This window comes from Pseudomonas sp. A214 (assembly GCF_900156295.1).
Classification (GTDB): Bacteria; Pseudomonadota; Gammaproteobacteria; order Pseudomonadales; family Pseudomonadaceae; genus Aquipseudomonas; species Aquipseudomonas rhizophila.
The window spans coordinates 5,544,583-5,556,423 of sequence record NZ_LT707062.1 but is presented as its reverse complement, the minus strand read 5'-3'; the positions used below and the strand labels follow the sequence as shown (position 1 = coordinate 5,556,423).

General features: G+C 59.0%; 14 protein-coding genes. 13 read left to right on the top strand and 1 reads right to left on the bottom strand.

Going from position 1 to position 11,841, the window contains the following annotated elements:
* Positions 1-730: 730 nt before the first annotated feature.
* Complete coding sequence (locus BW979_RS24865) at positions 731-1,087, bottom strand: DUF6124 family protein (RefSeq protein ID WP_076386169.1); 357 nt, start codon at positions 1,085-1,087, stop codon at positions 731-733.
* 780 nt (positions 1,088-1,867) lie between these two features.
* Between BW979_RS24865 and BW979_RS24855 the strand changes: the two genes are divergently transcribed.
* The 13 genes from BW979_RS24855 to BW979_RS24795 all read left to right on the top strand — a co-directional run bounded on the left by BW979_RS24855 (position 1,868) and on the right by BW979_RS24795 (position 11,735).
* Complete coding sequence (locus BW979_RS24855) at positions 1,868-2,602, top strand: LexA family transcriptional regulator (RefSeq protein WP_047230040.1); 735 nt, start codon at positions 1,868-1,870, stop codon at positions 2,600-2,602.
* 515 nt (positions 2,603-3,117) lie between these two features.
* Positions 3,118-3,468, top strand: coding sequence for a phage holin family protein (locus tag BW979_RS24850; protein WP_047229987.1), 351 nt, complete (start codon positions 3,118-3,120; stop codon positions 3,466-3,468).
* Between the two features lie 47 nt (positions 3,469-3,515).
* On the top strand, positions 3,516-4,028 hold the full coding sequence (locus BW979_RS24845) for a hypothetical protein (RefSeq protein WP_076386165.1): 513 nt from the start codon (positions 3,516-3,518) through the stop codon (positions 4,026-4,028).
* Between the two features lie 3 nt (positions 4,029-4,031).
* Complete coding sequence (locus BW979_RS24840) at positions 4,032-4,643, top strand: phage baseplate assembly protein V (RefSeq protein WP_076386163.1); 612 nt, start codon at positions 4,032-4,034, stop codon at positions 4,641-4,643.
* A gap of 11 nt (positions 4,644-4,654) precedes the next feature.
* Positions 4,655-4,987: a phage baseplate protein gene (locus BW979_RS24835; RefSeq protein WP_076386161.1), complete on the top strand. Its 333-nt coding sequence runs from the start codon at positions 4,655-4,657 to the stop codon at positions 4,985-4,987.
* A complete protein-coding gene (locus BW979_RS24830; RefSeq protein ID WP_076386159.1) occupies positions 4,984-5,979 on the top strand; it encodes a baseplate J/gp47 family protein in 996 nt (331 codons plus the stop codon). Before BW979_RS24835 ends, BW979_RS24830 begins: the two co-directional genes overlap by 4 nt.
* A complete protein-coding gene (locus BW979_RS24825) occupies positions 5,976-6,611 on the top strand; it encodes a phage tail protein I (RefSeq protein WP_076386157.1) in 636 nt (211 codons plus the stop codon). Before BW979_RS24830 ends, BW979_RS24825 begins: the two co-directional genes overlap by 4 nt.
* A complete protein-coding gene (locus BW979_RS27355) occupies positions 6,612-8,564 on the top strand; it encodes a phage tail protein (RefSeq protein ID WP_083714460.1) in 1,953 nt (650 codons plus the stop codon).
* Between the two features lie 2 nt (positions 8,565-8,566).
* Positions 8,567-8,995 carry a phage tail assembly chaperone gene (locus BW979_RS24815; RefSeq protein ID WP_076386155.1) on the top strand — a complete coding sequence of 143 codons (429 nt, stop codon included), beginning with the start codon at positions 8,567-8,569 and terminating at the stop codon, positions 8,993-8,995.
* 100 nt (positions 8,996-9,095) lie between these two features.
* Positions 9,096-9,305: a hypothetical protein gene (locus BW979_RS24810; RefSeq protein ID WP_076386153.1), complete on the top strand. Its 210-nt coding sequence runs from the start codon at positions 9,096-9,098 to the stop codon at positions 9,303-9,305.
* Positions 9,306-9,307: 2 nt separating this feature from the next.
* Positions 9,308-10,474 carry a tail protein gene (locus BW979_RS24805; protein WP_047229995.1) on the top strand — a complete coding sequence of 389 codons (1,167 nt, stop codon included), beginning with the start codon at positions 9,308-9,310 and terminating at the stop codon, positions 10,472-10,474.
* Positions 10,474-10,980: a phage major tail tube protein gene (locus BW979_RS24800; RefSeq protein ID WP_076386151.1), complete on the top strand. Its 507-nt coding sequence runs from the start codon at positions 10,474-10,476 to the stop codon at positions 10,978-10,980. Before BW979_RS24805 ends, BW979_RS24800 begins: the two co-directional genes overlap by 1 nt.
* A 179-nt stretch (positions 10,981-11,159) precedes the next feature.
* Positions 11,160-11,735 (top strand): phage tail assembly protein, encoded by a 576-nt coding sequence (locus BW979_RS24795; protein ID WP_047229997.1) that lies wholly within the window; start codon positions 11,160-11,162, stop codon positions 11,733-11,735.
* The last annotated feature ends 106 nt before the right edge of the window (positions 11,736-11,841 follow it).

Genomic DNA, 11,841 nt, shown 5'->3' with positions numbered 1-11,841 from the left:
GGTGTGGGGCAAAAGGAGGGGCATTGGCCCGGCTTTTCCGCGATGGGCGCAAGGTTAACATGGGCGGTCTGGTGCGACCCATATGTGAGTGGTTTTTGGGGTTGGGTGTATCGGGGATTGGGTGTATATCCGTTGCTGCGGTAACGGCTGCTTATGGTTCCGCCCTTACGGCGGCTCACTTTTGAGAAGCGCAAAAGTAAGCAAAACGCTTTTGCCCCACCACTTGGCACCTCGCCTAGGCTCGGTGTGCCCTCACTCCGGCATTGCTCCGTGGGCCCGCCGCGAAGGACCATCCATGGTCCAGCGCGGCTATCCCGGCATCCATGCCGGGATACCCACTACGCAATACCTGCGTTCGGCCATCGTGGTTAACGGGGCGCCGAGATCAACGTCCACCGCGAGGCGGCCTGACAGCCGGCCTGGTTCTTCCGGTCGTACATCCATCATATCTGTGGGAGCAAAGCTTGCTGGCGAGGCGGCCTGACAGCCGGCCTGGTTCTTCCGGTCGTACACCCATCATATCTGTGGGAGCAAAGCTTGCTCGCGAGGCGGCCTGACAGCCGGCATGGTTCTCCCGGTCGTACTCCGATCCAATTGTGGGAGCGAGCCTGCTCGCGATGACGGCTGCCAATACAACTTAGTTGTAACTGGACGACCGCTATCGCGAGCAAGCTCGCTCCCACAGTGATTACTCGGGCTTCTCTTAGGTCTCGGCTTGCATCGTGAATGCCTACCTCGGCTCAACCACATCCAACGCCCGATTCGCCAGCAACTGCCCCAGTTCGATCATCTGCTGGACCCCCAGCGCGATATGCCGTCGCGAGCCCTCCAGGTCGAATGCCAGATCACTGACCATGGCGTTGGCCGAGGCCAGGGTTTCGCTGAGGTTGGCGAGTAGGCATTCGGCGTCGATGTTGGGGGCGATGACGTAAAGGGTGTCGAGTGTGTCGGATGTTTCTTTGTCAGCTGGCGGCTTGAGGTAGTAGTCCAGAGCGCGGGTGGCGGCTTCGTCGAGTTTTTTGGCTTTGGCCGATTGGGTGCGGGATGTATGGTCTTTTTCAGGGGGATTCGGAGTTGGTTTGGTCATAGTCTTGGATCCTTAAGTTGGAGCCACTACCAATCCGCTACTAAACGAGATAGGCGGCAGCTGTACGCAGGTTAGTAGACCGGGGATCCAAGAAACCGGCGCGCCCGAGGGCGCCCTGCGCACAGCTACCATTGAGCGTAGGTAAGAAATACCCGGCTGAATAGAGCAATGTTCGTCTTGGAATGCCGGGCTACTAAACCCGATCACTGATGGGCAGTGACAGGATCAAAAGTACTAATTGGATCCAAGGTGGACAAGCCGGCGGATTCTGGCGCAGTTGTAGGCAGAGGCGCAAGGCGACGTAGCCCGGCCTCGCAAATTTGAAGGACGCAGATCGGGCGGTTTCCCACGAGGTTGTAGGGGGTTTCCAAGCGCTGACAATAGCTGACACCAGCCCAGCGCGTTAGGGCCGTCTGCATCGATGTTGAATGTGCCGCCGTCATCGCGAGCAGGCTCGCTCCCACAGTTTTACCGAGTCGTTCACGGACCTCGCATACACCCCAAATCCCCTGTGGGAGCGAGCCTGCTCGCGAAAGCGGTGGATCAGTTTGCATTGATGTTGAATGGGCTGTGGTCTTCGCGAGCAGGCTCGCTCCCACAGTTTTACCGAGTCGTTCACAGACCTCGCATACACCCCAAATCCCCTGTGGGAGCGAGCCTGCTCGCGATAGCGCTGGGTCAGCTTGCATTGATGTTGGACGGAAACACTTCACCATCGATATGCACACTTATGCAAAACAGCATTTGTCTTCTGCAAAAAGAACCCGCATCATGCGCGTTATGCAAAAACGCAACGTTTCTACCGTATTAAGGGCACTGCTCGATCAGCACGGGATCTCCCCCACGGAGCTTCACCGTCGTACCGGCGTGCCTCAGTCAACCCTGTCGCGGATTCTCAGCGGCAAGATTGTCGACCCTTCGGATAAACACATCTCGAAGATCGCCGAATACTTTGCCGTGAGTACCGATCAGTTGCGCGGGCGCGCGGACATTGCGTCTGCCGGCCATCCGCGCCGCGACGAGCCGCATTCCGAACTCAAGGACATAAGCCTGTGGGATGACGACACCCCCGTCGAAGAAGACGAGGTGTCGGTCCCTTTTCTGCGTGAGGTTGAATTGGCTGCTGGATCAGGAAGATTCGTCATCGAGGAGAGCGAGCGCTCAAGCCTGCGCTTTGGCAAGCGCAGCCTGCGTCATAACGGCGTGCAGTTCGATCAGGCCAAATGCGTGACGGTACGCGGCAACAGCATGTTGCCGGTGCTGCGCGATGGCGCAACGGTCGGGGTGAACGCAGGCAAGTGCGGGATCGGCGACATCGTCGACGGCGACCTCTATGCCATCAACCACAACGGTCAACTGCGGGTGAAGCAGCTTTACCGTCTGCCCACCGGCATCCGTCTGCGCAGCTTCAACCGCGACGAGCATCCGGATGAGGACTACACCTTCCAGGACATGCAGGATGAGCAAATCGTCATCCTCGGCCACGTCTTCTGGTGGGGCATGTACGCCCGTTAACCCCTCCGCTGTCAGATAAAACTCGCCATCGTGCGGGTTTTTTTACGCCTGTGAAAATCCCCTGACCCCTGTGTTTGCTGGGCTTTATGCGTCTATGCATTCATCGTGCATAAATAAATGCATTTACGCATTGACTGTATATGCATCCATGCATATTCTGTGTCCAAGCCGCTCGACAAAGCGGCTGGCAACGAAGCTCTTTAGTTCCACCAACAGGCAGCGATGAACCGGCCTTAACGGTTCAGAGGGTTGGCAACTGACCCGGGTGTGCAGCGTAAAGCACCAGAAGCAGTTATCCGGCGGGCAGGGACCGCGGTCGGAAAAACAATTTGAATGGATCCGTACCGCGCCAGTCGCGCCGAAAGATCAACTTCCTTCTGGCCATCGGCCAGGGAAGGCGAAGGACCGCATTACTGAAAAGCCCGGTTCACCCCGGGCTTTTTGGAATGCCTACCTCAAGAGACATCGTTTGAACCCAACACACATTTCTCATCCATCACCCCAGGAGGCGTGACATGACAAACGAGCAACAAGCGTTGCTGGACATGCCGATCTGGCTGGTCATCGTGCTCGCCCTGGTGGGCGGCGTGACCGGCGAGATGTGGCGTGCCGACAAAGAGGGCGCCCGCGGCTGGTCGCTACTGCGTCGCCTGGCCCTGCGTTCCGGCGCCTGCATGGTCTGCGGCGTCTCGGCGATCATGCTGTTGTACGCCATGGGCCTGTCGATCTGGGCCGCAGGAGCCTTCGGTTGCCTGACGGCGATGGCCGGGGCGGACGTGGCCATCGGGCTTTACGAACGCTGGGCCGCCAAGCGGATGGGCGTCAGTGAGCTGCCGCCGCGTGATTCCCGTTCCGACCAACATTGATCCCTCGCTGCTGATCTTCGTGCCGCCATAAAAAACAGGAGGCCTTGATGCCTGCCGTCCTCGAAAAACCGTCGCAGCTGTTCTTCGCCATTGCCCAGACGCTACGCGCCACTTACCCCACTTTGAAAATCGGCAGCCCCCAGGAGTTCGATGGCACCGACGACCAACCCTGGGTGCTGATTGCCCTCGAGCGTGATGCGTCAGGCAACCGCGCCAATGACGGACGTATTGCCCATGTCCTGACGGTTTCCCTGCAAGTGGTCATGGCCGTTGCGGGATGGGAGGCGTGCGATCTCGCCGGTGAGCTGAAACATCTGGTGGTGGATAACCGCTGGGGGCTGTCGGGCGATCAATGTGATCTGCCCACGGAGATCGATGGCCTTGCATCCACGTTCACCCACGAAGCCCGGGCGTACACCGCCTGGACCCTTTCATTTACCCAAACCCTCTACCTCGGCCCGACGCTGCTGGAGGACCCGTTGGGCATCCCGAAATTTGCCCGGACCTGGGAAGTCTCGAACATCGATGACCCGGCTCAATACACCGCACTTGAGGGCTGACCCATGTTTGATGCGCTATTACGGATGCATCTGGGGCCGCTCATCGAGCGTCTGGCCGAGATGGAAACCGAGCTGGAAGACCTGCATCGGCGCGCCGACAGTTTCTGTCGCATCGGCGTTTGTCAGGAAGTCGACGCGGCCAGCAACACCTGCAAGGTCAGCCATGGCGAATTGCTGACCCCCGCGATCCGTTTTTTCAATCCCAGCGCTGGCGAACAGAGCGAGTCGCGGATTCCCTCCGTGGGCGAGCAGTGCCTGCTGCTGAACCATGGCGGCGGTGAGAGCGGTGGGCAGTCAGTGGCGTTGTTCGGTCTCAACGGCGGTCAATTCCCGCCCGTCTCCACACAGGCATCACTGACGCGCCGCCGCTATCAGGACGGCACGGAAAACGGCTACGACCACGCCAGCCATGTCCTGCACTGGCAAAACGGCCCGACGGCATTCACCGGTTCCCGTGAGTCCATCGACTTAAGCATTGGCCCGGCGAGGCTGGCGATGACGCCGCAGGCCATCGAATTGCAACTGGGCGCCGTCGGCATACGGCTCGACGCATCCGGTGTGCACCTGAGCGGCCCGGTGGTGGATCACCAGGGGCGCGTCATCAGCACCGCATAAGAGATTTCCTCATGATTGGAATCGATCGAAATACCGGCGCCACGGTCGACGACTGGCTGCAGTTCGTGCAGCGCGCCACTCGTGCATTGACCACGCCGTTGGGCACTCGCCAGAAGCGCCCTCTGTATGGCTGCGCCCTCACGCAATTGCTCGGGCAGAACCTCGGCGATGACCTGCTGATCCTTGCCCAGAGCCACGCGGCCCAAGCGTTCTACAACCCGGACAACGGCATTGGAGACTTCGAGCCGCAGGTCATTGTCGCCAGCCGACAGGGTGCCGGTTTGTTGTTGCGCTTCGCCGGCACCTGGAAAAACCGCAAACAGACTTTCGAGGTGGTGACATGAGCATGTTGATACCCGGCCAGAACCAATTGGCCGAACCGGCAATCGTCACTGTCGAAGCGTTCGAAGACTTGCTCGCAGAGTTCAAGACCTTCGTGGTCGAGTACGTCGCCGCACGCTCTCCCGCCAGCGCGGCGAAGCTGGTGGACAGCCTCGAAAACGAAAGCGAATTGCTGACCCTGGCCCTGGAGGCGTTCTGCGTCCGCCTGCAAACCCACGAACGCAAATACAACGCCCGCATCAAGCAGATGCTGGCGTGGTGGGCCACGGGGACCAACCTCGATGCGCGCCTCGCGGACATGGGCCTCGAACGCCAGTTGCTCGATCCTGGCGACCCGGCAGCATTCCCGCCCATCCCTCCGGTTTACGAGAGCGATGATGACGCCCGCTTGCGCTATTACCTGGCGCCCCATGCCCCGGCGGCCGGCTCGCGCATGCAGTATCGGCGGGAGATTTTTACCTTGGGTGAACGGCCCGTCGTGAAGGTGGAAAACGCCTCGGCCGGTGTCGTGACGGTTACCTACACCTTCAACCCGGATGGCTATGCGGCGCAGGTCAAGGACGGCAATGGACGCCGCACCGCGCCGGGAGAAGTCACGGTCACGGTGCTGTCCCGGGAGGGCGATGGCACACCGTCCGAGACACTCCTTGAGGGTGTTCGTCAGCACTTCGCTCGTCCTGATGTACGACCGGAGACGGATCACATCATCGTTCAGGCTGCGCAAATCAAACCCTACAAAATCCGCGTCGTGGCGAAGATCAATGCTGGCCCGGATTCGGGTTTGACCCAGGTTGCGGCACAACAGCAGCTGCAGGCGTACGCCGAGGCCTGTCATCACTTGGAGGGCCGGGTGGACCCGAGTTGGATCGACTACACGCTGCACAGCGCGGGGGCGGTTCAGCTGCAGATTCTCGAACCGCTCGAGCCGATTGTGACAACGGCTTTTCAAGCTCCGTACTGCACGGGTGTCGAGGTCGAGGTGGATACGTTATGAGTGACGACACACCTCGCCCAAGCCTGCTGCCGGCCAACAGTTCGCCGCTGGAAAGGGCGCTCGATCTGGGTTTCGCCCGGCTGCTCGAACGCATCGATCCACCGTTTCCCGAGTTGATGAATCCGGCAGCCACGCCTTTGGCGTTCCTGCCCTATCTCGCGGCGGATCGCGGGGTCAGTGAATGGAGTTCCTCAGCGCCCGAAGCTGAAAAGCGCCTGACGGTTGAACTGGCCTGGCCCACCGCACGGCAAGCCGGGACGCGAAAGGCGCTGGAAAACGCCGCCAAGGGTTTGCAACTGATGCCTGAGGTGCGCGCCTGGCATGAGCAAACGCCCCCCGGCCCACCCTATAGCTTTTCTGTCAGGGCGTTTACCGAACAGCCCTACAGCGAAGCCATCGACGCCCGTCTCGACCGCCGTCTGGCCGATGCCAAAAGCGAGCGCGACACCTTGACGGTCTCTGTCGGCTTGAGTGCGTTCGGCCGTCACGTCATCGGCGCCGCCACGGTGTGCGGCGAACTCACCACGGTTTATCCGATTGTCATCGAAGGGCTTGAAGCCTCGGGCCAGGCCTTCAAGGCCGCCGCGCTCTACACCGTCGAAACCTCCACTATTTATCCACAGGGGTCCTAAATGGCCGACTATTACACCCTGCTCACCGATGCGGGGATCGCCTACGAAACCGCCTGCAAGGCGGCGGGCACACCGATCAAGCTGTCGCAGATTTCCGTCGGTGACGGTGGTGGCGAAGTTTACAACCCGGCCGCAACTGCCACGGCGCTCAAACGCGAAGTGTGGCGCGGGCCACTCAATGCGCTGTTCCAGGATGAGAAAAACCCGAGCTGGTTGCTCGCTGAAGTCACCATCCCGCCCGACGTGGGCGGCTGGTATGTGCGTGAGGCCGGGATCTGGACCGATACCGGGATTCTGTACGCGATTATTAAATATCCGGAGTCGTTCAAGCCGGTGTTGGCGACGTCAGGCTCAGGGAAAGAGTTTTATATCCGGTCGATTTTCGAGACCAGTAATGCTGAGTTGGTGACGTTGCTGATTGATGACACGGTCGTCAAAGCAACGCGGGCCTGGGTTGCCAGCTACGTCGCTGATGAGCTGGCCAAGCTCGACAGGAAGCAGTCTGTACGGGTGGCGACGACGGCCAACATTGTTTTGAGTGGTGCGCAGGCGATTGATGGTATTGCCGTGGTTGCCGGGAATCGGGTGCTTGTTAAATCCCAGACCTTGGCGAAAGACAATGGCATCTACGTTGCCGCGAACGGCGCTTGGGTTCGGGCAAGGGATGCCGATGCGAACGCCGAGGTTACTTCGGGATTGATTGTCTCGGTGGAGGAGGGCACGACGCTTGCCAATACGATTTGGCAGTTGGTTACGGATGGTGGGATTGTTCTGGGCACTACGGCGCTAACTTTTCAGAATGTGACGCAGGGGTTCGCGCTACTTAATTCCCCGGCCTTTTCAGGCACACCAACGGCCCCGACTGCACCGCTCAGCAATAATAGTCAGATGCTCGCCAATACCGCGTTTGTGCAACGAGCTCTTGGCAATCATTCGGGGATTGGTGGGCTTGACGCAAGTACTGTGCTGACAGCCGATGCGTTCGGGAGATCGTTCATTATCAACTCGACAAACCCGATCAATATCACGTTGCCCCGGGCCAATACGGGGTTCAACGGCGGCACCATAACCTTCGTAAACGTCTCAACCGGCGCCGCGACCATCATCCTGCAAGGCACGGATTATGTGGCGGGCATGGCTGCGAGTCAGCTTGTGTTAAAGACGATGGACAGCATCAGTTTGTCGACGGGGGCGGGCATTTCCTGGTATGCGGAGGATGGGTCGATCCGAGACGTGTTGTCTACAGCGTTCAAGGATCTGATGGCTGGGAAAATCAGTGTTGGGCAATTTGGTTTGGGGGGGATTGGGACCCCGCTGACTACATTCAAATCAATTACGCCCGGTGGGTTGTATCAGGCTTATGGTGCGCTTGTTCCAAACGCGGCGACTCCGGGGGCACCTCCCAAGAGCGGTAACAGACTCATAGGCGTTCTGGCAATTACGCCTCGTAGTGATGCCACTTATTATCTTGCTGTTGAGCATGCTTCTGATAGCAATGATCGCCGGTTCTGGCTCGGTCAATATACTTCAACTACCGATACTCTGTTTTGGTCTTGGCTATTGAGCGACGAACAAATTGCGACGCAAGCACAAGTAGATGGGGGTGTATTAGACGATGTTGTAGTCTCGCCGAAGAAAATGCGCTGGGGATTTGCTGTTAGCTTTACCTCTAATGGTTATATAGCTTTCCCATCGTGGCTGGGTGGCTTTATCATTCAATGGGCTAACGGGCAAGTTAATGCAGGCGCAGGTATTGCCCATATAAACTTGGCCATGGCTTTTCCCTATTCACTTCTCGCTTACTCGATTAGTACGTCAAGCCCTGGGACAATGATGAGCTGTCAGTCAGCGTCTGTTAATGGGATTGACGTTCTGGCGCGTACTGTAAGCTCAGGGTCTATTGCAGTTCCTGCCGGTGTCGCTGGATATACCTTTATTTGTCTTGGGAGATGATCATGCGTAAGTACAGTCGCACAACGGGGACTTGTTACATAGTCGGCCTTCATTCAGTAATTCCCGCCGATGCTGTGGATATTCCCGATGATCGCTATAACCAAGTGATTGCCAATCCAGCCCCAGGTAAGGTCCGCAGCCATGACGTAGACGGTCTGCCGACTCTGATAGATCCGTTACCTGTTTCGACTTATGAGTTGGCAGCGGTTGAGCGCAGATGGCGAGATGCCGAGATCGAGAGTGTTCGATGGCTGCGTGAGCGTCATCGTGATGAAGTAGATTCTGACCGGCTCACGACCCTGACGATTGAGCAGTCCGCGGAGCTGCTGGACTATTTGCAAGCCTTGCGCGATTGGCCGCTGTCACCAGACTTTCCAAGCGACGAACTACGCCCGGCTGCACCCCCTTGGCTCGCTGACCAACCCCAATAAAACGCCCCGCACCGACGGGGCGTTTTCTTTTCCGCAACATCACAAAAACCTGACAACAGCCCCGCACACACGGGGCTTTTTCGTATCTGGAGAACCCCAAATGGCACTACGCCGAACCTACACCGTGCTCCTCCCATTCCCCACCGGCGGCGGCCATTGGTCGAGTGTTGGGCAGGAACTCGACCTGCTCGACGTCGAGGCCAACGCTTGGCATAGCGCTGGTCGTCTGCAGTTGAAAAAAACCGAGGTCGCCGAAGCGGCTTCTGCATCCACCCCGGCCAAAAAGGCCACCACCAAAAAGGCTGAATAACCATGGCTGAGGTTTTGAACTTCGAGCACAACGGCATCACCGTCAATGCCACTGAATCTCCCGAGGCCATGGGTGGCCTGGGTGATAACGTCATCGGGCTGGTCGGCACGGCGCCGAATGCCAACCTGTTGATTCCGAAAAACACCCCATTTCGCATCAACAGCTTCACCACTCAGGCCCAGTTGGACCCGACCGGTGCTGAGGCGGGGACGCTGTTTCAGGCGGTTTACCAGATCCTCAAAGTGGTCAAGGTGCCGGTCTACGTGGTCATCGTCGAAGAGGGCGCCACACCGGCCGACACGCAGAACAACGTGATTGGCGGCATCGAGCCCGAGACCGGGCGCAAACTCGGTCTGGCGGCGCTCAGTGGGGTCGCTGAAGACCTGACCATCATCGGCGCGCCAGGCTTCACCGGCACCAAGGCGGTGGCGAGCGAGTTCGCCTCGTTCGGCAAGCGTATCAAGGCGCGCGTGGTGCTCGACGGCAAGGACGCGGCGGTTGCTGATCAAGTGACCTACAGCCAGGAACTGGGCGGCGCGGACCTCGGTTTCGATCGTTGCCTGGTGGTGCACAACATGCCAGCGGTGTACTCGAAAGCGGCGAAGAAAAACGTCTTCCTGGCCCCGTCGAGCCTGGCCATCGCCGCGCTGGCCAAGGTCAAGCAATGGGAAAGTCCGGGCAACCAGGTGACCTATGCCGAAGACGTCTCGCGTACCGTGGAATACAACATCCTCGACACCTCCACCGAAGGCGATCTGCTCAACCGCTACGGCGTTTGCTACTACGCCCGGACCATTCTCGGCGGCTTCTCGCTGCTGGGTAACCGCTCCGTCACTGGCAAGTTCATCAGCTACGTCGGCCTTGAAGATGCCATCAGCCGCAAGCTGGTGAAAGCCGGCCAAAAGGCCATGGCCAAGAACCTGACCAAATCTTTCATGGACCAGGAGGTCAAGCGCATCAACGACTGGCTGCAAACCCTGGTCGCCGACGAAACCATCCCCGGCGGCAGCGTGTACCTGCACCCGGAATTGAACAGCGTCGAGAAGTACAAGAACGGCACCTGGTACGTGGTCATCGACTACGGCCGCTACGCGCCGAACGAACACATGATTTATCAACTCAATGCCCGCGATGAAATCATCGAGCAGTTCCTGGAGGACGTTCTCTAATGTTTACCAACCGCGTAAGACAGGCCATCGCGGCCACCCTGCAAGGCCTGCCGTTGTCGGCGACGGTGGAAGAGTTCACGCCGCCGAAGATCGAGTTCGACATGGAGGCGATGGTCGGTGGACGCTTCATTGCCGAAGAAATGGCCAAGAGCGGCAAGGTGCTGAACGCTACCCTCGTACTGCAAGGGGCCGGTCCGGAAATCATGCTCGCCCTGGGTGTGCAACTGGGCGATGACATTCTGCTGAACGTGCGTGAAGCCGGTCAGGATCAGGATGGCAACACCTGGTTCACATACCACACCGTCGGCGGCAAGCTCAAATCCCTGGAGGAGGCCAAGCTGAAGATGGGCGACAAACCCACCACGACACTTGAGCTGGCCTGCCGCACCTACAACCGTCTCGAAAACGGTGTCCCGGTGATCGACATCGACGTGCGCACCCAGAAGTTCGTGCTCAACGGCGTCGACATCCTCGGCGATGCCCGTCGTGCGGTGTTGTTGCCCTAAGCAAATGCCTGGCAACTGAACGCAATCCGGTGGGAGCGAGCCTGCTCGCGATAGCGGTGTGTCAGACACCTTGATGCTGGGTGTACCGCCGTCATCGCGAGCAGGCTCGCTCCCACAGGTTGCGTCCTCCACTGACCGGCACCGCGCAACTTCCCATGATTGACCAAGGAATTCACTTCATGTCCTGGACACCTCCTGTTCACGTCTTGCTGTCGCCGATCACCGGTGATGACGGGGCGCAAATCGAGCAGCTTCAGCTCAAGCCGCTGCACTACGCCGCACAGAAAGACGCCCTGGCCCGGGCCGGCGACGATGAGGACGACCAGTTTTTCGAGCTGGCCAAATTGGCCACCGGCCTGTCGGTCAAGGAGCTGGATCAACTCAAGCGCCCGGACTACGTGAGCATCGCGCAATACGTGCACGAAATGTCCACTCGCCCGACGTCCCACTTTCTGGAATCGACGGATGGCGCGGCAGTCGACCCCGACCAGGTACAACTGCTCCAAACGCTCAACGTCGCTGGCCGCAGCCTGACCTCGCTGACTCTGGAAATGCCCGTGCTGCGAGCGACCAAGGCGATGAAAAAACTGAAGACGGCCAAGGAACGCGCCGAGTTCATCACCGCCCATTGCACCGGCCTGATGATTCCCGATCTGGACCTGCTGACCGTGCCCGACTGGACACAGCTTCAGGTACGCATCGACGATTTTTTAAACAAACCGGCGGACTTCTTTCGGAGCGCGACATCGAAGTGATCCTCGATGTGGTGCCGCTCATTTACCCGGTAAGTGAAGCGGAAATTCTGGAGTGGGACGTCGGCAAGGCATTACGTCGTTACGATATCGCGATGACTCGCCTTGG